At 73.7% G+C, this 20,317-nt stretch carries 17 protein-coding genes; 9 read left to right on the forward strand and 8 right to left on the reverse strand.

All coding sequences use genetic code 11. From position 1 onward, the window contains the following. Nucleotides 1–162: 162 nt before the first annotated feature. Together ACIRRU_RS08465 and ACIRRU_RS08470 are read right to left on the reverse strand one after the other, a co-directional pair. On the reverse strand, nucleotides 163–1,872 hold the full coding sequence (locus ACIRRU_RS08465) for an HtaA domain-containing protein (RefSeq protein WP_403677903.1): 1,710 nt from the start codon (nucleotides 1,870–1,872) through the stop codon (nucleotides 163–165). An 86-nt stretch (nucleotides 1,873–1,958) separates the two neighbouring features. Next, the gene (locus ACIRRU_RS08470; RefSeq protein ID WP_403677906.1) at nucleotides 1,959–3,428 is read right to left on the reverse strand and encodes an HtaA domain-containing protein; all 1,470 of its coding nucleotides are present in this window, start codon (nucleotides 3,426–3,428) and stop codon (nucleotides 1,959–1,961) included. A gap of 135 nt (nucleotides 3,429–3,563) precedes the next feature. On the opposite strand from ACIRRU_RS08470, the gene ACIRRU_RS08475 reads away from it, so the two are divergent. From ACIRRU_RS08475 to ACIRRU_RS08490, 4 genes are all read left to right on the forward strand, one after another. Further along, nucleotides 3,564–4,646: a hemin ABC transporter substrate-binding protein gene (locus ACIRRU_RS08475; protein ID WP_403677909.1), complete on the forward strand. Its 1,083-nt coding sequence runs from the start codon at nucleotides 3,564–3,566 to the stop codon at nucleotides 4,644–4,646. Next, nucleotides 4,643–5,767, forward strand: coding sequence for a FecCD family ABC transporter permease (locus ACIRRU_RS08480; protein WP_403677912.1), 1,125 nt, complete (start codon nucleotides 4,643–4,645; stop codon nucleotides 5,765–5,767). The genes ACIRRU_RS08475 and ACIRRU_RS08480 overlap by 4 nt, the downstream gene beginning before the upstream one ends. Beyond that, nucleotides 5,764–6,603: a heme ABC transporter ATP-binding protein gene (locus ACIRRU_RS08485; RefSeq protein WP_403677915.1), complete on the forward strand. Its 840-nt coding sequence runs from the start codon at nucleotides 5,764–5,766 to the stop codon at nucleotides 6,601–6,603. The genes ACIRRU_RS08480 and ACIRRU_RS08485 overlap by 4 nt, the downstream gene beginning before the upstream one ends. A 129-nt stretch (nucleotides 6,604–6,732) precedes the next feature. Next, the gene (locus ACIRRU_RS08490) at nucleotides 6,733–7,728 is read left to right on the forward strand and encodes a hypothetical protein (RefSeq protein WP_403677918.1); all 996 of its coding nucleotides are present in this window, start codon (nucleotides 6,733–6,735) and stop codon (nucleotides 7,726–7,728) included. A 175-nt stretch (nucleotides 7,729–7,903) separates the two neighbouring features. On the opposite strand, the gene ACIRRU_RS08495 is transcribed toward ACIRRU_RS08490, so the two are convergent. Next, the gene (locus tag ACIRRU_RS08495) at nucleotides 7,904–8,650 is read right to left on the reverse strand and encodes a bifunctional DNA primase/polymerase (protein ID WP_403677921.1); all 747 of its coding nucleotides are present in this window, start codon (nucleotides 8,648–8,650) and stop codon (nucleotides 7,904–7,906) included. 151 nt (nucleotides 8,651–8,801) lie between these two features. Beyond that, on the reverse strand, nucleotides 8,802–9,431 hold the full coding sequence (locus ACIRRU_RS08500) for a TetR/AcrR family transcriptional regulator (RefSeq protein ID WP_403677924.1): 630 nt from the start codon (nucleotides 9,429–9,431) through the stop codon (nucleotides 8,802–8,804). A gap of 128 nt (nucleotides 9,432–9,559) precedes the next feature. Between ACIRRU_RS08500 and ddaH the strand changes: the two genes are divergently transcribed. Beyond that, on the forward strand, nucleotides 9,560–10,477 hold the full coding sequence (gene ddaH, locus ACIRRU_RS08505; RefSeq protein ID WP_403678362.1) for a dimethylargininase: 918 nt from the start codon (nucleotides 9,560–9,562) through the stop codon (nucleotides 10,475–10,477). 71 nt (nucleotides 10,478–10,548) lie between these two features. Here the strand turns inward: ddaH and ACIRRU_RS08510 are convergent, their stop codons facing one another. Next, nucleotides 10,549–11,544 carry a small ribosomal subunit Rsm22 family protein gene (locus tag ACIRRU_RS08510; protein ID WP_403677927.1) on the reverse strand — a complete coding sequence of 332 codons (996 nt, stop codon included), beginning with the start codon at nucleotides 11,542–11,544 and terminating at the stop codon, nucleotides 10,549–10,551. A gap of 225 nt (nucleotides 11,545–11,769) precedes the next feature. On the opposite strand from ACIRRU_RS08510, the gene ACIRRU_RS08515 reads away from it, so the two are divergent. Further along, on the forward strand, nucleotides 11,770–13,092 hold the full coding sequence (locus ACIRRU_RS08515; protein WP_403677930.1) for a hypothetical protein: 1,323 nt from the start codon (nucleotides 11,770–11,772) through the stop codon (nucleotides 13,090–13,092). Nucleotides 13,093–13,241: 149 nt separating this feature from the next. On the opposite strand, the gene ACIRRU_RS08520 is transcribed toward ACIRRU_RS08515, so the two are convergent. Beyond that, the gene (locus ACIRRU_RS08520) at nucleotides 13,242–14,678 is read right to left on the reverse strand and encodes a Bcr/CflA family efflux MFS transporter (RefSeq protein WP_403677933.1); all 1,437 of its coding nucleotides are present in this window, start codon (nucleotides 14,676–14,678) and stop codon (nucleotides 13,242–13,244) included. Nucleotides 14,679–14,768: 90 nt separating this feature from the next. Here ACIRRU_RS08520 and ACIRRU_RS08525 point away from each other — a divergent pair, with 90 nt between their 5' ends. Then, nucleotides 14,769–15,767, forward strand: coding sequence for a Gfo/Idh/MocA family protein (locus ACIRRU_RS08525; protein WP_403677936.1), 999 nt, complete (start codon nucleotides 14,769–14,771; stop codon nucleotides 15,765–15,767). 6 nt (nucleotides 15,768–15,773) lie between these two features. Here ACIRRU_RS08525 and ACIRRU_RS08530 read toward each other — a convergent pair whose 3' ends face one another. After that, nucleotides 15,774–17,516: an alkaline phosphatase D family protein gene (locus ACIRRU_RS08530; protein WP_403677939.1), complete on the reverse strand. Its 1,743-nt coding sequence runs from the start codon at nucleotides 17,514–17,516 to the stop codon at nucleotides 15,774–15,776. A gap of 142 nt (nucleotides 17,517–17,658) precedes the next feature. Between ACIRRU_RS08530 and ACIRRU_RS08535 the strand changes: the two genes are divergently transcribed. Together ACIRRU_RS08535 and ACIRRU_RS08540 are read left to right on the forward strand one after the other, a co-directional pair. Continuing rightward, nucleotides 17,659–18,420, forward strand: a complete 762-nt coding sequence (locus tag ACIRRU_RS08535) for an SDR family oxidoreductase (protein WP_403677941.1) — start codon at nucleotides 17,659–17,661, stop codon at nucleotides 18,418–18,420. A 223-nt stretch (nucleotides 18,421–18,643) separates the two neighbouring features. Beyond that, nucleotides 18,644–19,123, forward strand: coding sequence for a lamin tail domain-containing protein (locus tag ACIRRU_RS08540; protein WP_403677944.1), 480 nt, complete (start codon nucleotides 18,644–18,646; stop codon nucleotides 19,121–19,123). Nucleotides 19,124–19,184: 61 nt separating this feature from the next. On the opposite strand, the gene ACIRRU_RS08545 is transcribed toward ACIRRU_RS08540, so the two are convergent. After that, complete coding sequence (locus ACIRRU_RS08545; RefSeq protein WP_403677947.1) at nucleotides 19,185–20,210, reverse strand: hypothetical protein; 1,026 nt, start codon at nucleotides 20,208–20,210, stop codon at nucleotides 19,185–19,187. Nucleotides 20,211–20,317: the final 107 nt, after the last annotated feature.

Genomic DNA, 20,317 nt, shown 5'->3' on the forward strand with positions numbered 1-20,317 from the left:
GGGGGGGGGGGGGGGGGGGGGGGGGGGGGGGGGGGGGGGCGCCCCCCCCCGCGGGGCGGGGGGGGGGGCGGGGGGGGGGGGGGGGGGGGGGGGGGGGGGGGGCCCCGCGGGGGGGGCCCGGCCCCTGCGGGTGGTGCAAGTGGTGCAAGTGGTGCGTGAGGGTCAGGCGGTGGCGTTACGGCGGCGGCGCGCCGCGATCACGACGCCGGCGCCGGCCGCCACGACGACGCCCGAGGCGCCGATCAGGGCGCCGGCCGGGACGTCGGAGCCGGTGGAGGCCAGGGCGCCGGAGCCGCCAGTGGAGCCGCCGGTGGAGCCGCCGACCGTACCGCCGCCGGTGGTCGAACCGCCCGCGGTGGAACCGCCGGTGGACCCGGCGGAGCCACCGGACTCCCCGGACTCACAGGCGACGCCGTCGCCGTCGGCGTCGAGGTCGGCCGAGTAGCCCGGCTCGCCCTTCTTGATGGGGGCCGCACCGGCGGCCTCGGCCGCCGCGCAGTTCTCGTAGTCCGTCGAGCCGTCCGGGAGCTGCGCGTCCTTGTCCAGGGAGACCGCGATGTTCAAGGCGTCGAGCTGCTCGCCCTTCTTGTACATGCCGGCGAACGCCTTGGAGCCCTCCTCGGTGAGGGTCGCCGGAACGCCCTTGAGCTGCACGATCCCGTCCTTGGCGGCGAGCGCGCCCGAGGGGACCTTCAGGTCGGCGAGGGCCAGGCCGGTGAACGTGGCGACCTTGCCGCTGGTGCGGTCCTTGGCGGAGACGTCGGCCAGGAGCTTGCCGGAGGTGCCCTTGATGTCGGCCTTCAGCTTGCTGAGCGAGAGGTCGAGGACGTACGCGCCGTTCGTCTCGTGGCCGAGGAAGCGCACCTGGCCCGTGAACGCGGCGTTCAGGGTGTTCTTGTCGGCGTCGAGCCGGCCGGTGGCCTTGCCGAAACGGTAGCCGTCGCCGACGGTGGTGGCGCCGCCGCTCGTCTCGACCTTGCCGTGGGCGATCGGGCCGACGATGTAGGAGCGGAAGGACTTCTTGACGCCCCAGTCCAGGGTTCCGTCGACGACCGGGCCGCTGGTGGGCTTGGCGGTCTCCGAGGTGGTCGGGGTGGGGCCGGTGCTCGGCTGTCCCGTGGGCTGCCCGGTCGGCTGGCCCGTCGGCTGTTCGGTGGGCTGCCCGGTCGGCTGGCCCGTGGGCTGGCCGGTGGGCTGGCCCGTCGGCTGGCCGGTGGGGGGCGTCGACGCCTGCTTCACCGACAGCGTCGCCGGGTCCAGCGCGTCGCCCTCCTGGTAGAAGCCCGCGAAGGCCTGGGAGCCGGCGGCGGTCAGCTTGGCGGGGATGTTCTCGAAGAGCATCGCGCCGCCCTCGCCGCGGCCCGGCTTGACGCCGGTCATGTCGAGGCTGGCGATGGCCGCGTCGTCCTTGCTGAGGACGGTGCCGTCCTTCTGCTTGCTGGTGAAGTCGGCGGTGATGGCGCCGGACTGACGGCCCGTGCCGATCTTGAGGTCGCTCAGCTTGACGTCGAGCCGACCGTGGTGGCCCTCGAAGCGGACGCTGCCCTTGAAGGCGGTCTCGGAGGCGTGCGTACCCGTGTCGTAGGTGCCCTTGCCGTCGGAGAGGACGAACACCCCGTTGTCCGCTGCCTGCTGAGCGCCGTCCGCGACGGTGATCCTGCCCTGCGCGATGGGGCCGACGAGGTACTTGCGGAAGGACTCCTTGATGCCCCACTCCAGCTTGCCGTCCACCAGTTCCAGCTGGGGAGCGGCGGTGGGTGCGGCGGCCGGGGATCCGGCGGCGATCGCCGGGAGGGCGAAGGCGGTCGCGCCCAGGGCGGCGGCCGTGGCGACGGCTGCGGCGAGGGCTATGGGGCGGCGGGTTGCTGCCATGTCGGTGGTTCTCCTATGACGACAGGGGCGGACGAGAAGTGTTGGGGGGAGGGGGTGATGATCCGTAAGGCGCGCATGGGGGGAGGTCAGGAGGTCTGCGGGGAGTCGGGCGCTCCGGCGGCCGGCTGTCCGCCCCGGCGGCGCAGGGCGAAGAACGCCGCCACCGCTCCGAGCAGGAGGAGCACCCCGCCGCCGATGGCGGCCCAGGTCCCGGCGCCCGGCCCCGAGTCGGAGGCGGCAGCCACCGGAGCGGCGGAGGGCTCGGCCGAGGGCTTCGCGGAGGGTTCGGCGGCCGCCGTCGGCGCACTGCCGAGGTCGGGGAGCGCGGGCAGCTGGGCCTTCTCGTCGACGGCCACGGCCAGTGAGACCGGGTCCATGGCGGTGCCCGCCTTGTACAGCGAGCCGAACGCCTTGGAGCCTTCGGCGGTGAGGGTGGCGGGGGCCTCGGTGAGGTGGGCCAGGCCCCTCTCCGGCGCGAAGTCCTCGGCCTCGAAGGTGACCAGCGGCACGCTCTTGGTGGTCCTGCCTTCGCTGGTGACGTCCGCCGAGAGGGTGCCTTCGCCCTTGGCCACGGCCACGGTGACGGCGGCGAGCCTCAGGTCGAGGTCGTGGGCGCCGGTGAAGCGGACGGAGCCGCTGAACTCGGCGTCCAGGGTCTGCTTCTTCGCGTCGTAGGTGCCCTTGCCCTTCGGGAAGCGGAACAGCGCCCCGCCGTCCTCGGCGCCGTCGGCGAGCTTCCATTCGCCCTGGCCGATGGAGCCGGTGACGTACTCCCGGAAGGTGCGGCGCACCCCCCAGTCGACGGCGGCGTCCTCGAAACGGCCCGCCTTCTCCCGCTCGGCCTCGTCCTTGGCTGCGTCCTTCTCGGCCTTCTCGCCCGGCCCGGAACCGTCGTCCTTCTTCGCCGGGGCCGAGGGCTTCGGCTGAGCCGCGCCCTTGGTGTCGACGGAGAGGCTGACCGGGTCGAGCGGGGTGCCCGCGGTGTAGTAGCCCGCGAAGGCGGACGCGCCCTCGGCGGTCAGGGTGGTGGGCACGTTGGTGAGGGCGACGGGAGTGGAGCCGCCCCTCATGTCGATGCCGCCGAGGGCGAGCTTGGCGAGCGGGACCTGGGAGCGGTTGGAGACCTTGCCGGTCCCCCGCTCCTTGCTGACCATGTCCGCGTAGAGCGTGCCGTCGCCGCCGCTGATCCGCACGGTGGGGCGGCTGATGGTGAGGTCCAGCTCGTTGCTGCCGTCGGCCTTCTTGTGGCCGGTGAAGTGCACCCCGCCGGAGAAGCCGGAGCTGAACGCGCCGGTGTCCGGGTCGTAGGAGCCGGTCGCCGAGTGGAAGCGGAACTGGCTGCCGCCGACCGTGGCGGCGCCGCCGGTCAGGCTCCAACTGCCGTTCGCTATCGGGCCGGTGACGTAGCTCTGGAAGGAGGACTTGATACCCCAGTCCAGTCGGCCGCCCTGCACCGTGCGGCTGGCCGCTTGCGCGGTGGCGGCCGGGAGCAGGGCTCCCAGCAGTACCGCGAGGAGCGCGACGGCGAGCGCGCGGCTGGATCTGGACGACGGCATGACGGACCCTCCGAGGACTGGATACGCAGGTAAGGCTAACCTAAGGTATTCCCAGCCCCGGCCGGAACCCCTTCCGGTCACGCCGTTACGGCGAACGGCCGACCGCACGCCGCAGAACGACAGGACGGTGCCCCCGTGCGCATTTCGCAGGACTTCGCCCCGACGGGCCCGGACGCCGTGACGACGGCCCACCGTCGCCCGGCCCGGGGCAGGGCTGCCGCCGCGCTCACCGCAGCTGTCGCCCTCGCCCTGGTTCTGACCGGCTGCGGCGGCGGGAGCGACGCGGCGCCGAAGTCCGCGTCCGCCAAGAGCTCCGCCGACGCGGACCGGGTGGAGCCGCTGGCCGGTGTGCCGAAGCCGGAGCTCCCGGTGACGGTGGACTCGGCGGACGGCAAGAAGGTCACCATCGACTCCACCGACCGCATCGTGCCGCTGACCGGGTCGCTGAGCGAGATCGTCTTCACCCTCGGCTTCGGCGAGCAGGTCGTGGCCCGGGACATCACCGCCACCTTCGAACAGGCGGAGAAACTCCCGGTGGTGACCCGCGCTCACGACGTCTCGGCGGAGAGCGTGCTCTCCCTGAAGCCGACGATCGTGCTGGCCGACACCACCACGGGCCCGGCCGAGGCCGTCGACCAGATCCGCGACGCGGGCATCCCGCTGGTCGTCGTCGACCCGGCCAAGGGGCTCGACGACGTGGGCCGCCGGATCGACACCGTCGCCGAGGCACTCGGCGTACCGTCCGCCGGTACGGAGCTCAAGCAGCGCACCGAGGACCGGATCGCCGCCGTCCAGAAGTCCATCCCGGACCACGCCGACGGCAAGAGGCCCCGGGTCGCCTTCCTCTATCTGCGCGGCTCGGCCTCCGTCTATCTGCTGGGCGGCGCGGAGTCCGGGGCGAGTTCGCTGCTGGAGGCGGCGGGCGCGGTCGACGCCGGGAAGGAGTCCGGGCTGGAGAAGGACTTCACCGCCATCACCAGCGAGGCCCTCGCCAAGGCCGCCCCGGACGCGATCCTGCTGATGACCAAGGGCTTCGAGTCGGTCGGCGGGATGGACGGGCTGGTGAAGATCCCCGGTATCGCGGAGACCCCGGCCGGGATGGACCGCCGGGTCGTCACGGTCGACGACGGAGTGCTGCTGAACTATGGTCCGCGCACCGACCAGGTGCTCACCGAGATCGTGGAGCAGCTGTACGCGAAGGGCGGCGCGGGCCAGTGACCACCTCGTACGAGGAACGCACCGGCGCCGTGGAGAAGTCCGCGGGCGGGCCGGCCCGGGGCGCCGCCCCGGAGACCCCGGCCATCACGTCCTCGCGCGGCACGGCGTATCTGCTGACCGTGGGGCTCGCCGCGGCCCTGCTCGCCCTCTGCCTGCTGTCCGCGGCGATCGGCGCCTACAGCATCCCGCTGGGCGACGTCCTGGGCTCCGTGCAGCACCGGATCGGGCTCGGCGGCCAGGCGCTGGACCGGGTCGGCGAGAGCGTCCTGTGGAACGTGCGCTTCCCCCGGGTCGCCCTCGCCCTGCTCGTCGGCGCCTCCCTCGGCTGCGCGGGCGCCCTGATGCAGGGGGTGTTCGGCAATCCGCTCGCCGAGCCCGGCGTGATCGGGATCTCGGCGGGCGCCGCGGTCGGCGCGGTCGCCTCGATCGCGCTCGGCCTGACCTTCTTCGGCAACTGGACCATCACCGTCTTCGCGTTCGTCGCGGGCCTGGCGACCGTGCTGCTCGTCTACGCGCTGTCGCGCTCCGGCGGCCGGACCGAGGTGGTGACGCTGATCCTCACCGGCATCGCCGTCAACGCCTTCGCGGGCGCGCTGATCGGCCTGTTCATCTTCTTCGCGGACAACGCGCAGATCACCCAGATCACCTTCTGGCAGCTCGGTTCGCTCTCCCAGGCCACCTGGCCCAAGGTGCTCGCCGTCCTGCCGTGCGCGGTCGCCGGACTGCTCATCGCCCCCTTCTACGCCCGCAAGCTGGACCTGCTGGCCCTCGGCGAACGGCCCGCCCGCCATCTGGGCGTGGACGTCGAGCGGCTGCGGATCGTGCTGGTGCTGGTGGTGGCGCTGCTGACGGCGGCGGCGGTCGCCGTGGCCGGGATCATCTCCTTCGTCGGGCTGCTCGTCCCGCATCTGCTGCGGATGGCGAACGGCCCCGGTCACCGTTTCCTGGTCCCGGGCAGCGCGCTGGGCGGGGCCGTGGTGCTGGTGGCGGGCGACCTCGGGGCCCGGACGGTGGCGGCCCCGGCCGAGCTGCCGCTCGGGGTGCTGACCGCGCTCTTCGGCAGCCCGTTCTTCTTCTGGCTGCTGCGCAGGACCCGTCGTAAGCAAGGTGGTTGGGCGTGATGGCGCTGAGAGACCTGTTCGCGGTACGCACCCGGGAGCTGCCCTCGCCTCCCGCCCCCGGCTCCCCCGTCGTCGAGGCCGCCGGCCTGTCGGTGCGCCTCGGGGGGCGGCAGGTGCTGGACTCCGTGGACCTGACCGCCCACGCGGGCGAGGTGGTGGCCCTGGTCGGTCCGAACGGCGCGGGCAAGTCGACCCTGCTGGCCGCGCTGGCCGCCGATCTGCCCGCCGGGAGCGGCGAGGTACGGATCGACGGGCGCCCGGCCACCGCGTGGTCCGCGCCCGAACTGGCGCTGCGGCGCTCGGTGCTGCCGCAGTCGGCGGCGCTGTCCTTCCCGTTCCCGGTGGAGGACGTCGTACGGATGGGGCGGGCGCCCTGGTCGGGTACGGAGCGGGAGGACGAGGACGACGCGGCGGTGGCCACGGCGATGGCGGCCACCGAGGTGACCCGGTTCGCCGGCCGCCCCTTCTCCGCGCTGTCGGGCGGGGAGAAGGCCCGGGTGGCGCTCGCCCGGGTGCTGGCGCAGCGGGCCCCGCTGATGCTGCTGGACGAGCCGACCGCCGCCCTGGACCTGCGCCATCAGGAGCTGGTGCTGCGGATCTGCCGGGAGCGGGCCGCCGCCGGGGACGCCGTGGTGGTCGTGCTGCACGACCTCGGTCTGGCCGCCGCCCACGCGGACCGGGCCGCAGTGCTGCACGACGGCCGGATCGCCGAACTGGGCCCGCCGGAGCGGGTGTTCACCGGCGAGCTGCTCGGCGAGGTCTACCGGCAGCCGGTGGAGGTCTTCCCGCACCCGCGCACCGGGACCCCGCTGATCGTGCCGGTGCGCGAGGCCTGAGGGAGCGCCGCAGTCTCCCTCGGGCATGGTGCGGACGCCGGGTCAGGTCCCCGCCCGTACCCCGTTCGCCGCCCGGTAGGGTTTCGACGGTCAGTGCGGGCGACGGATCAGAAGGCGCGGAAGCAACGGATGACGAGACACCCTGGGCTGGGCCGGCTGACGGCGGGGCTCGCGGCGGCGACGGTGCTGAGCCTGACGGCGAGCGGCTGTGTGACGGTCCACGGTGAGCTGGCCGTCCTGCCCGGGGCGACCGAGTCCGAGGCGGCGCGCGCCCTCACCGACTTCGTCACCGCCTACAACGCGGCGGACCAGGCGTTCGATCCGGCGCTGGACGCGGAGCGGGTGACCGGTTCGCTCGGCGCGATCAACCAGGCCGGGCTGAAGGCCCGCCGGACGTACAACCCCGGCGGCAACAAGGCCCACCGGCCGCTGGTCCTCGACGACGCGGCCTACGTCATCCCCAAGAAGGCGGGCTGGCCGCGGTGGTTCGTCGCGGACACCGACTCCAACCGGGACGAGGACGGCGGCGAGCTGGACACCCGCTGGCTGGTGGTGTTCGTCCGGACGTCCGCCGACGCGGTGTGGAAGGCGGCCTACCTCGGGGTCCTCCCGGTCTCCCAGGTACCGGAGTTCACCCGGGACGCGGACGGGTCGGCCGAACCGGTCGAGCCGCGAGACGGTGGACTGGCCCTCGATCCGGCGGAGTTGAGCAGCACCTACGCCGCGTACCTCCAGGACGGCGAGCCCGGTGTGTTCGCGCCCGGCACGGGGACCTCCGGCTGGCGCGAGGTGCGCCGGACGACGCGGCGGGCGGGGTTCACCTACCAGTACGCCGATCAGCCGCTGACGGCGGGGACGTTCGCGCCGCTCGGGCTGCGCACCGAGGACGGCGGGGCGCTGGTCTTCTTCAGCAGCAGGCACTACGAGCGGCAGACCGCGGCGAAGGGGCTCCGGCCGGAGGTCAGCGCGGACGTGCGGGCGCTGCTGACCGGCGAGGTGACCAGCAGCCTGACCAAGGAGCGGGTCTCCAGTCAGCTGGTGTACGTGCCCCCGCGCGCCGACGGCGGCGGCAAGGTGCGGATGCTGAGCAGGCTGCCGGGCCTGGTCGCGGCGAAGGGCGAGTAGGCGGTGGACGACGGGCCCGTGCGGCACGCGGCCCGACCCGGACCGGACGCGGTCGGCCCAGGACGGCCCCGGCGTCGCGCGGAAGCCCGGCGGACCATCGGAGCAGCGGCCCGGCGAACCCGGAGGCCGGGCGTCAGCACCCTCGGCGACTCAGCACCCTCACCGGCTCACCGGCTCAGCGGCTCATCGGCCAGGCGACCGCGCCGCGGTCCAGTTCGCTCTGCCCGGCGCTGCCCGCATACCGCGCACAGGCCTCGGTGAGCGTCTCCAGCAGGGTCAGCGGGTCGGGCAGCTCGTGCTCGGGTCCGCGCACCCATCGGACGTCCAGCTCGCCGGGGAGCCGGGCGGGCGGCAGCAGGACGTAGCTGCCCCGGCAGTGCCAGCGCAGGCCCGGGTGGGCGTCCATGGTCTCGGGGTGGCAGTCCAGCTCGCAGGGCCACCACTCGTCCTCGTCCTCGGGGGTGCCGCGGGTGGCGGTGAAGAAGAGCATCCGGTCCTCGCCGGACGTGGCGACCGGCCCGACGTCGATGCCCGCGGTGAGCAGCCGCTCCAGGGCCTGCTCACCGGCGGGGAGCGGGACGTCCAGTACATCGTGGATCATGCCGGTGGCGGTGATGAAGTTGGCCAGCGGCTGGTTGTCGGCCCAGCGCTCGATCTGGGCGCGGTCGGTGGTCGACTGCGTCTGCCAGGCGAAGGAGACGGGATGCCGGGCGGGGGTGGGACAGCCGATGCGTTCGCACGAACATCGGTATCCCTGGGGATGGGCCGCGGGGGCGATGGGCATACCCGCGTCGGCGACGGCCAGGAGCAGCTCCGCTCTGGCCGGATCAGCGGCCTCGGCGCCCTGCGGTTTGGAGCGTCGTCGCAGCCACTGGGAGATCCTGCTCTCTGTGCCGCGATAGCGGCCGGAATCGGCACCCATCTATCCCCTCACCTCAGCGTTGCTCCTCCATGGTCGCACCATCCTGCTCTTCGGGTGGCCAGAGTTCGACCACGGGGCCGCGTACCGCTGCGCCGAGTGAGCACCATCACGCCCGATGTCGGCACATAACGGATAGCGGGGCCGTTCGGTGTCAGGGGCGGGGGGTCAGCCCGGCCAGGGCGTAGTCGACGATCGCGTCGGCGTAGTCGTGGGTGAGCGGCAGGGTCCGCAGCAGCCAGCGGTGGAAGAGCGGGCCGACGAGCAGTTCCAGGGCGATCCGCGGATCGGCGTCCGGGCGCAGCTGCCCGGCCTCCTGGGCGGCCCGCAGCCGGGTGACGTAGGCGGCGAGCTGGGGGGCGAGCAGTTTCTCGACGAACTCGGCGCCCAGCCGGGCGTCCACGATGCCCTCGGCGGTGAGCGCGCGGGTGGTGGCCTCCAGCGCCGGGTCGTTCAGCTCGTCCACGGTGGCGCGCAGGACGCGCTTGAGGTCGGCGACCGGGTCGCCGGTGTCGGGGATGACCGAACCTGCCTCGCCGGAGTGCCCGGTGTCCCGCTCCGCGGTCCGTGCGGCCAGGTCGAGGAAGGCCTCCATCAGGACGGCGGCCTTGGAGGGCCACCAGCGGTAGATGGTCTGCTTGCCGACCCCGGCGCGGGCGGCGATACCCTCGACCGTCGTACGGGGGTAGCCCACTTCGCCGACGAGGGCGAGCGCGGCGTCGTGGATGGCGCGGCGGGAACGGTCGCTGCGGCGGCTGGAGTCGGGAGCCTTGCTGGGTGCCATGCGGTCAATCTAACCCGCCGCGAGCCGATACGTACCGTCTTGCCGGATACGTCTGCCGCCGCGCCCGGGTCCGCCCCGGTGGCCGGAGCGCGGCCGTGACCGGGCGGTCCGGTGAACCACCCGATCGGATCACTGCGGATCGGGCGCGCACGGCGCACCATGGGCTCACGCACAGACCGTGCGCATCCCACCGTTCCGCGGTCGCGGCCGCCGTTCGCGAGGAGCCCCAGTTGAACCGTGACGCCACCCCTCGTCGCTACCTGATGTGCGCGCCGACGCACTTCCGGGTCACCTACTCCATCAACCCGTGGATGGACCCGTCCAAACCCGTCGACCTGCCGCTGGCCCAGACCCAGTGGGAGGACCTGCGCGACCGCTACCGCAGCCTCGGCCACACGGTCGAACTGCTCACGCCCCGCCACGACCTGCCGGACATGGTCTTCGCGGCCAACGGCGCCACGGTGATCGACGGGCGGGTGCTCGGCGCCCTGTTCGCCTACCGGGAGCGTTACGAGGAGGCCGGGGCGCACCGGGACTGGTTCCGGGACCACGGCTTCATCGAGATCCACGAGCCGGAGCACGTCAACGAGGGCGAGGGCGACTTCGCCGTCACGGCCTCGTACCTGCTGGCCGGGCGCGGCTTCCGCTCCAGCCCCCTCTCGCACGCCGAGGCCCAGGAGTTCTTCGGGGCGCCGGTCATCGGGCTGGACCTGGTGGACCCGCGCTACTACCACCTGGACACGGCGCTGTGCGTGCTGGACGCGGCGGCCGACGAGATCATGTACTACCCGGACGCGTTCTCCCCCGGCAGCCGGGCGGTGCTGCGACGGCTGTTCCCGGACGCGCTGCTGGCCGGCGAGGCGGACGCGGCGGCCTTCGGCCTCAACTCGGTCAGCGACGGGCGCCATGTGCTGCTGCCGCAGGGCGCGACCGGGCTGCTCGACCCGCTGCGGGACCGGGGCTTCGAGCCGGTCCCCATGGACCTGGGCGAGCTGCTGAAGGGCGGCGGCAGCGTGAAGTGCTGTACGCAGGAGCTGCGGGCCTAGAAGCCCTGCCGGCTTCCAAGGCCCCGGCGGCCCGCCCGCCCGTGCCTCCGACGAGCGGGCCGAGCGGCCCCTCAGCCGGTGCCCTCCGGTGGCCAGGGCTCGCCCCAGGCGATGTCCCTGGCCGCCCGGTACAGCTCGCCGTGGCGCTTGGTCACCGTGGAGCGGGCCAGCCCGTCGTCGCGGGTGCACAGCTCCAGCAGCACCTGCCCTTTGCGGAGCTGCGGCTTGCGGGTGATCCGGGCGGGGGCCCGGGTGGCGGGGAAGCGGGTGGCGACGACGTAGGCGAACTTCTCGTCCTCGTGGCTGAGCGACCCGCCCTTGACCTGCCGGTGCAGGGAGGAGCGGCTGACCCGGGCCGAGAAGTGGCACCAGTCGGCGCCGGGGGCGATCGGGCAGGCGCCGCTGTGCGGGCAGGGGGCCGCCACGCGCATTCCGGCGGCGATCAGCCGGTCCCGGGCCTCGATGATCCGGGCGTAGCCGTCGGGGGTGCCCGGCTCGACGATCACCACGGCCTGCCCGGCCGCGGCGGCCGCGTCGGCCAGTTCGGTCCTGGCACCGGCCGTCAGCTCCTTGAGCACGTAGCTGACGGTGACCAGGTCCGCGGGTGCCAGCTCCAGCGCCGTCCCGATCCGGGCCCGCTCCCAGCGGGCCGCCCGCAGCCCCGGCGCCCCGGAGGCCGCGGCCAGTTCGCGGCCGAGCGCGAGGGCGGGCTCGGCCCAGTCCAGGACGGTGGTGGCCGTCCCCTCCCAGGCACCGGCGACCGCCCAGCTCGCCGCGCCCGTGCCGCCGCCGACGTCGGTGTGGGTGGCGGGCGTCCACTCGGGCGCGGCGTCGACGAGGGCGTCCAGGGCGGAGCGTACGGCTTCGAAGGTGGCGGGCATCCGGTAGGCGGCGTACGCGACGACGTCGGAGCGGTCCCGCAGGATCGGGGCGCCGGTCGGGGTCTCCCCGCGGTAGCTGGCGATCAGCCGGTCGACGGCCTGCGCGGCCTGCTTGGGCGGCAGTCCGTCGAGCAGTCCGGACAGCGCCGCCCGCAGGGACTGGGCGGTGGGGAGGGTGGCGTTCACCGCCGAATTGTAGGCACCGGCGGCCCAGCGGACGCACGCGGTCCGGCGCCCGCGCAACAGCCCGGGAACGGCCCGGGAACAGCCGCAGAACAGGACGGCGGGCGAACTCCTCCTCCCGGGCGGCCTGTTGCTACGCTGACCGGCGCGAGTTCGGCCCGGCCCCAGCGGCCACGTCCAGACGGCCATGAGCAGGCGCGGCCTTGTGCATCGGGGGAGCCGGGAGCCATGAGACAGAAGATCGTACGGCTGGCCCTGGTGGGCGGGGTGGTGTTCCTCGCCCTCCTCCTGCTGCTCGCCGCGTTCGGCGGGAGCCCCGGCGAGGAGGACGGTACGCCGGGCGGCGCGACGGCCCCCGCGGCGACGGGCGCGGCGGGCGGCGGACCGGTGACCCGGCTGAGCGTGCCGCCGCCGTACACGACGGACCGGGGCTGGGAGATCATCGGCTCCTCCCCCGAGGTCGCCGTCTCCCACACCAGCGGGCTGCTGGCCTATCTGGAGCGGTCCGCCGGAGACCGCTACCGGCTGCGCACCGTCGACACGGCGACCGGCAGGCTGGGCTGGCGCGGTCAGGCCTGGCGGCCGCCGGACCCGCTGCACTACCCGAGGCTCGCCACCGTCGCCCGGGACGACCGGCAGTACTTCGTGACCTGGTCGTACGGGAAGGTCGGCGACGGGATGTCGCCGTCGAGCACCTTCGTCTCGCTCGACCTGTACGACGTGACGGACGGGGCCCGGGAGCGCGTCGAGGTGCCGTGGTCGGGCGCCCCGGACGTCAGCACCAGCGGACCCGGGATCGTGATCAGCGACGGCAGGGCCAACAGCGTGCTCATCGACCCGGTGACGGCCACGGTCTCCGAGCTGAGCGCGGACGAGCTGACCTACCCGAAGGGCTGCCGGGCCTGCGCGCAGCTCACCGAGGTGCACGGGCAGACCACCGGCGGGCTGCTGGTGGGCGGGGCACGGGAGTTCTGGGTGAACGAGGGCTGGTTCAGCCGGGACGTCGCTCCCAGGGGCACCGACCGGACCAGCGGCGTCCCCACCTCGGTGACCTCGGGCCAGGTGCTGGCCAGGTGGTCCCTGGACCGGAAGGCGAAGCGGGCGAGGACCCATGAGCTGTGGGCGGTGCACGACGCGGCGAGCGGCAAGGTGGTCGCCGCGGTGGAGTGCCACCGGCCCGCCATAGAACCGGGGGCCTACCCCCAGGCGGTGCTGTCCCCCGCGGGCGACCGGCTGGTCGCCGGGAACCTGGCCTTCGACCTGAAGGCGGGGCGGGGCCACTGCTTCGAGGACGAGAGCGGCGTCCCCCATCTGACGCTGGCCACGGTGACGGACGACGGCATCGCCTACGGGGCGGAGAACGCGCGCGACGCGTCCGAGGCGCTGGCGGGCGGCGGGCTCCCGGTGTCGGTCGACTTCGCGACCTGGACGACGGACCGGCTGGCCCGCGACGCGCGGCTGCCGCTGACGGAGACGACCGGGGTCGGGGTGTTCCGCTGGACGGACCGGCAGGAGCGCGCGCACCTGATCGGCTATCCGCGCTCGGACTGACCCGGGCCCCGGCGCCGCCGTAGGGAGCGGGGGCTCGGACCGACCCGGGCCCCGGCGCCGGAGAGCTTCACGCTCCAGAGGGCCCCGAAGAACCCCGGCCCCGTGAAGCTCCGCACCTCACAGCGCACCGGCCCCGGAGGCCCCGGGCCTCACAGCCCACCGGCCTCCCGGCCCGTGCGCTGCCACGGGCGGCACAGCCCCAGGAAGCAGCCGATCGCGGCCAGCGCGCAGACCACCTGCACCACGGCCATCGGAACGGCGGTGCCCTCCCCCGCGATCCCCACCAGCGGGGAGGCGATCGCGCCGATCAGGAACGAGGACGTGCCCAGCAGCGCGGAGGCCGAGCCCGCCGCGTGTTTGGTCCGCATCAGAGCCTGGGCGTTGGTGTTCGGCATCGCGAGCCCCATCGCCGACATCAGCACGAACAGCCCGGCCGCGATCGGCACGAGGCCGACCTCGCCGAAGACCCCGGCCGTCGTGAGCAGCAGCGCGACGGCGGCGAGCACGATGACCGCGAGGCCGAGGCCGAGGACCTTGTCCAGGCTGAACCGGCCCACCAGCAGCTTGCCGTTGACCTGCCCGACGATGATCAGCCCGATCGAGTTGAGCCCGAACAGCAGGCTGAAGGTCTGCGGGGAGGCTCCGTAGATCTCCTGCACGACGAACGGGGACGCCGAGATGTACGCGAAGAGGACGGCGAAGGCGAGTCCGCCCGCGACCATGTAGCCGGTGAAGACCCGGTCGGCGAGCAGCCCGCGCATGGTGCGCAGGGCCTCACGGACCCCGCCGGTGTGGCGGGCGGCGGGCGGCAGCGTCTCGGGCAGCCACTTGACCACGACGAGGGTGAGCAGGACGCCGACGCCGGTCAGCACGACGAAGATGCCGCGCCAGTCGGTGAACCGCATCACCTGACCGCCGATCAGCGGGGCGATGATCGGGGCGACGCCGGAGATCAGCATCAGGGTGGAGAAGAACCGGGCCATGTCCACGCCGTCGTACAGGTCGCGCACCACCGCTCGGGCGATCACGATCCCGGCCGCGCCCGCGAGGCCCTGGAGGAGACGGAAGCCGATGAGGAGCCCGGCGGTGGGGGCCAGCGCGCACATCGCGGTGGCGACGACGTAGACGACCATGCCGAGCAGCAGCGGCCTGCGGCGGCCCCACCGGTCGCTCATCGGGCCGACGACGAGCTGCCCGAGCGCCATCCCGGCCAGGCAGGCGGTCAGGGTGAGCTGGATGGTGGCGGCGGGGGCGCTCAGGGAGTCGGTGACCGCGGGGAGCGCCGGGAGGTACATGTCCATGGAGAGCGGCGGCAGCGCGGTGAGCCCGCCGAGGACCAGGGTGACCAGGAGTCCGGTGCGCCGGGCGGCCTTCACCGCGGGGGCGGGGAGGCCGGTGGCGGCCGGGAGGCCCGCGGTGGGTGGCAGACTCCCGGCGGCCGCGAGACCGGAAGCGGCCGGGACGCGCTCGGCTGGGGAGGTGCGCACGGTCCCGGGCGGGTTGGCGGATGAGGGAGGGGTCGCGGGGCCCGTCCCGGGGGTGGGTATGTGTGCCCGCTGGGCCTGGCCGCCGCCGTCGTCCGGCATTCTCTTTCTCCACATCGTTGAATCCGCATCTATGCTCTCAGCTCGACCGGAGTGGTCGATACCTCTTTCGTCACGGCAGTGGGGGCGGGCATGGGTGATCGGACAGTGCGCTGGGGTGTGCTGGCGACGGGCGGCATAGCGGGGACCTTCACGGCGGACGTCCAGGCCCTGCCGGACGCCGAGGTGGTGGCCGTCGCCTCGCGTACGGAGGCCCCGGCGCGGGCCTTCGCCGAGCGGCACGGCATCGGGCGGGCCTACGGGAGCTGGGCGGAGCTGGTCGCCGACGACACCGTGGACGTGGTGTACGTGGCCACCCCGCACTCCGCGCACCACGCGGCGGCCTCGCTCGCCCTGCGGGCCGGGAAGCACGTGCTGTGCGAGAAGGCGTTCACGCTCAACAGCCGGGAGGCAGAGGAGCTGGTGGCGCTCGCCCGGGAGCGCGGTCTCTTCCTGATGGAGGCGATGTGGACGTATCTGAACCCGGTGGTCCGGCGGCTGACCGAGCTGGTGCGGGACGGGGCGATCGGCGAGATCCGTACAGTGCAGGCGGACTTCGGCTTCACGGGCGACTTCGCCCCCGGCCACCGGCTGCGTGACCCGGCGCTCGGCGGCGGGGCGCTGCTGGACCTGGGGGTGTACCCGGTGTCGTTCGCCCACCTGCTCCTCGGTGAGCCGGACCGGGTGCGGGCGGAGGCGCTGCTGTCCCCGGAGGGCGTCGACCTGAACACGGCGATGCTGCTGGGCTGGGAGTCGGGCGCGACCGCGCTGCTGTCCTGCTCGATCGTCGGCCACCACCCGACGGCGGCGACCGTGATCGGCTCGGCCGGGCGGATCGACCTGCCGCGCGACTTCTTCCACCCGGACCACCTGGTGCTGCACCGGCCGGGCCGGGAGCCGGAGACGATCACCTCGGGGCCGGGCCCGAGCGGGCTGTCCGGCATGCAGTACGAGGCGGTCGAGGTGGCGCGCGCGGTGCGGGCCGGTGAGACGGAGTCCCCGCTGGTCCCGCTGGAGGGTTCGCTGGCGGTGATGCGGACGCTCGACGCGGTACGGGACCGCGTCGGCGTCCGCTATCCGGGGGAGGACTGAGCCCGGTTACGCGGGCGTGAGCCCCGGGTTGCCCGCCTCGGTGACGAAGGACGCCGCCGTGGTGAGCGCCGCCCCGGGGGTGGTGACGGCCGCCACCGTACGGAAGTCGGCGCGGGCCTGATCCTCCGTGAGGGCGATCACCGTGTAGCCGCGCCGCCCGTTGTAGTGCTTCAGGTGCGGGTTGGCGCGGGTCTGGTTGTCCCAGTTGGCGGGCCGGTCCGCGCCGTCCTTGCCGCTGGTGATCGACGTGGTGACGATCTCCGTGCCGACGGTGCGCGAGGCGGGGTCGTCGAAGTCCTTCTTCAGGTCGAAGGCGTAGGAGACGTGGACGTCGCCGGTGAGGACCATCAGGTTGGCCACCCCGGCGGCCTCCGCCCCGGCCAGCACCCGCTGCCGGGAGGCCGGGTAGCCGTCCCAGGCGTCCATGGACAGCTTGTAGGCGTCGGTGGGCACGTCCCGCCGCCGGGCGAAGGCGACCTGCTGCGGGACGACGTTCCAGGTGGCGTCCGAGGCGCGCCAGCCGTCGATCAGCCAGCGTTCCTGGGTGGCCCCGGTGAGGGTGCGCGCGGGGTCCTCGGACTCGGGGCCCGGGGTACGCCAGCCGTCGCCGTACGCCTGGTCGTCGCGGTACTGGCGGGTGTCGAGGATGTCGAACTGGGCGAGCCGACCGAAGCGCAGGCGGCGGTAGAGCCGCATGTCCGGGCCGGAGGGGCGCTGCGGGACGCGCAGGGGCTGGTTCTCCCAGTACGCGCGGTAGGCGGCGGCCCGGCGGACCAGGAACTCCTCCGGGGGGACGTCGTTCTCGGGGATGTCGCCCGCGTAGTTGTTCTCGGCCTCGTGGTCGTCCCAGGTGAGGACGAAGGGGTGGGCGGCGTGGGCGGCCCGCAGGTCCGGGTCGGACTTGTAGAGGGCGTAGCGCAGCCGGTAGTCCTCCAGGGTGGTCGTCTCGCGGTTGAAGACGTCCGGGAGGCGGCGGTCGGTGTAGGCGCGGGCTCCGCCGGTGGCGTTGACGGCGTACTCGTAGATGTAGTCGCCGAGGTGGAACACCGCGTCGACGTCCTCGGCGGCGAGGTGCCGCAGGGCGGTGAAGTACCCGTCGTGGTACGCCTGGCAGGAGACGGCGGCCAGGGTGAGGGAGCTGGTACGGGCTCCGGCGGCGGGGGCGGTGCGGGTGCGGCCGGTGGGGCTGGTCCAGTTTCCGGTGCGGAAGCGGTAGTAGTAGTCCCGGCCGGAGGCGAGACCCTGGACGTCGGCGCGGACGCTGTGGGCGAACTCGGGGTGGGCGGTGACCGTTCCGCTCCGCTCGACGCGGCGGAAGCGTTCGTCCCGGGCGATCTCCCAGCGCACCGCCACCCGGGCGGCGGGCAGTCCGCCCCCGGACTCGTAGGGGCGCGGGGCCAGCCGGGTCCAGATCAGGACGGACGTGGGGTGCGGGTCGCCGGAGGCGACGCCCAGGGTGAAGGGGTCGTCGGCGATCCGGCGGGCGTCCAGTTCGGCGGCGCTCGCGGTGCCGGCGGCGGGCAGGTTGACGGTGAAGGCCAGCGCGGCGGCCGCGCCGGTGGTGGTCAGGAAGCGCCGCCTCCCCACCCCGGTGCGGGGTAAGGCGGCCGCGGCCGCGCGGAGTTCGGCCGAGAGGTCGTGGGGTGCGGCGGCGGTCCGGTGGCGGGGTCGCGCGTGGTGGTCGTGGGGTGCGGCGGCGGTCCGGTGGCGGTGGTGGTCGGGCGCCGTGCTGGTCTGTGCGGCTGTCATATGCCCTCCTCAGCCGGATGCTGTCGGACCTCATGGCAACGGAACGCGACGACGCACCGTTGTCGCGTGCACAACATCCGCATGGCGGGTCGATGAGCACCGCGTGCCCGGTGCACCGACCCCTCCCGTACGCTGCCGGGCCATGAACACTGAGCACACGGATCACAAAGTCGCCGTCGTCACGGGAGCCGGTTCGGGGATCGGCCGGGCGGTCGCGCTCGCCCTGGCGGGCGCGGGCTGGTCGCTCGCGCTGGCCGGGCGCCGGGCGGAGCCGCTGGCGCGGACGGCGGCCGCGGCCGGGGCGCCGGAGGCGCTGTGCGTCACCACGGACGTCACCGACGAGCAGGAGGTGACCGCGCTCTTCGCGGCCGTACGGGAGCGGTTCGGGCGGCTGGACCTGCTGTTCAACAACGCGGGAACCTTCGGCTCCGGCGGCCCGCTGGAGGACCTCGCCGCCGAGGACTGGCGGGCGGTGGTGGACGTGAACCTGACGGGCGCGTTCCTGTGCGCGCAGGCCGCGTACCGACTGATGAAGGAACAGGAGCCGCAGGGCGGCCGGATCATCAACAACGGCTCGATCTCCGCGCACGCCCCGCGCCCGCACTCGGTCGCCTACACCGCGACCAAGCACGCGGTGACCGGGCTGACGAAGTCGCTGTCACTGGACGGCCGCCCGTACCGGATCGCCTCCGGGCAGATCGACATCGGCAACGCGGCGACGGAGATGACCGAGCGGATGCGGACCGGCACCCTCCAGGCCAACGGCGAGCTGGCGGTGGAGCCGGTGATGGCGGCGGCCGACGTGGCGCGGACGGTGCTGCACATGGCGGAACTGCCGCTGGAGGCCAACGTCCCGTTCGTGACGGTGATGGCGACGAACATGCCGTACGTCGGACGGGGCTGAGCCGGGGCCGGAGGCGGACGCGCACAAAACCCAGAGGCAGTCGCAGTCGCAGTCGCAGTCAGGATGCGCACGGAACCGGGTACACATCTGATCACATTTGCTCGAACTGGCCGCTAACTGACGCAGTTTGCCAATTTCGTCACTCGTAGTAGGGCAAGCGCGTGCTGTCCGTATGATCGCATCTCGTTACGCCTTCACCGGAACGACACAGAAGGAACACCCCATGCGCATACGCACCGCTGCGCCGATCGCTCTGGCCGCCGCCACCGCACTGGCCGCCTCTCTCCTCGCCACGGCGACTCCGGCCACGGCGGCCGCCCATCAGGGCGGACTGCACTTCGGAACGGTCCAGTACGACGGCCCCGGCAAGGACGACCGGTCGAACACCTCCCTGAACGCCGAGTGGGTGAACATCCACAACAACAGCAAGAAGAAGGTCCAGCTCAAGGGCTTCACGGTGAAGGACAACACCGGCTACACCTACACCTTCGGCAACCACACCCTCGGCGCGGGCAAGACCGTCAAACTCCGGACCGGCAAGGGCAGGAACAGCGCGGGCACCGCGCACTGGAACCGGGGCTCGTACGTCTGGAACAACACCGGCGACAAGGCCCGGCTGCTCAAGCCGAACGGGAAGCTCCAGGACTCCTGCTCCTGGGGCAGGTCGACGAAGGCGAACAAGGGCGTCAAGGACTGCCACTGACCGGCGGACGCAACACCCCGGAGACGGACGCGCCGACCCTGCGTCAGGGCGCGGGAGCAGCTCAGGCCGTGGTGACCCCGGCCGGGGCGACCCTGGCGTACCAGCGCTCCGTCTCCTCCGGTTCCAGGGCGCGCTCCAGCAGGGCGTCCCCCCGCATCCCGGGGAAGAAGCGGCCGGCGGGCCAGGACCGCCGGTGGGACGGCTCGTCCAGGACCAGCAGCCGGACCCCGTCGACGACCGGGATGTCTGCGGGGGCGCCCTCGTTCCGGATCGTTCCGCCGTCCGGGGCGACCAGGTCGAAGGAGCCCGTGGTCTCCACCTGGCCGGGGGTCTCCCGGCAGACGGCCGCCTCCTGGGGTGTGGGGGCGTCGCCCTCCACGTGACCGCCGCCGATGAGCGCGTCGGCCAGCAGGGTGTGCAGCTGGAAGTTGTCCCCGATGCCGGAGATCCGGAGCAGATAGCCGGTGCCGCTCGCGCGGTGGAGGGCGACGAGCGGTGCGCCGTCCAGCACCCGGAGCGCGTGGGCCAGGTAGGTGTGGTCCTCGCCGGAGGCCCGTTCCACCGCGGTGAGCAGCCGGGACAGTGTGTCCAGGTCGTCGGCGGCGGCTCGGCGCACCTCCAGGTGGTTCAGCATCGCGACGGCGGCCGTCTCCCACTGCGGCAGCGTCCACCACGCGACGGCCGCTTCGAGGCCCACCCGGTCGACGATCTCGTCGCCGGGCCGCTCACCGCGCACGGCCGGAAGCGCCCCGCCCCCGCTCGCGGCCCACGCGTCGGCGAAGACCGCCGCCTGCTCCAGGACCTCCCGCAGCCCGGCCAGTACGGGCGGAGCGCACCGCCCGGCGTCCGCGCCACGTTCGACGCAGGCCCCGACCAGGGCGGCGACGACGGCACGGTGGCCGGGCTCCACCTGGTCCAGGACGGCGGCGAGCCGCGGCCCGCCGTCCAGCAGGTCCGCCTCCGTGGCCTGCCCGAAGGTCTCCTGCAACCGGACGAACGCCTTGCCGGACCGCTTCGCGTCCCGCGCCACCACGGCGGCCTCGAAGTCCGCGACGGCTCCCCCGAACCCGGTTCTACCGAAAATCATTCCAGCACTGTATCGACGCGGCACGACCGGACCGGGCCCGGGAGGGCCGGAAGGGTTCCAGAAGCGCGCCCGTGCCGAAGAGCGCGGAAGGACGCGGGAGGTTCCGG

This window comes from Streptomyces sp. NPDC101181, from assembly GCF_044767975.1.
In the GTDB taxonomy this organism is placed as follows: Bacteria; Actinomycetota; Actinomycetes; order Streptomycetales; family Streptomycetaceae; genus Streptomyces.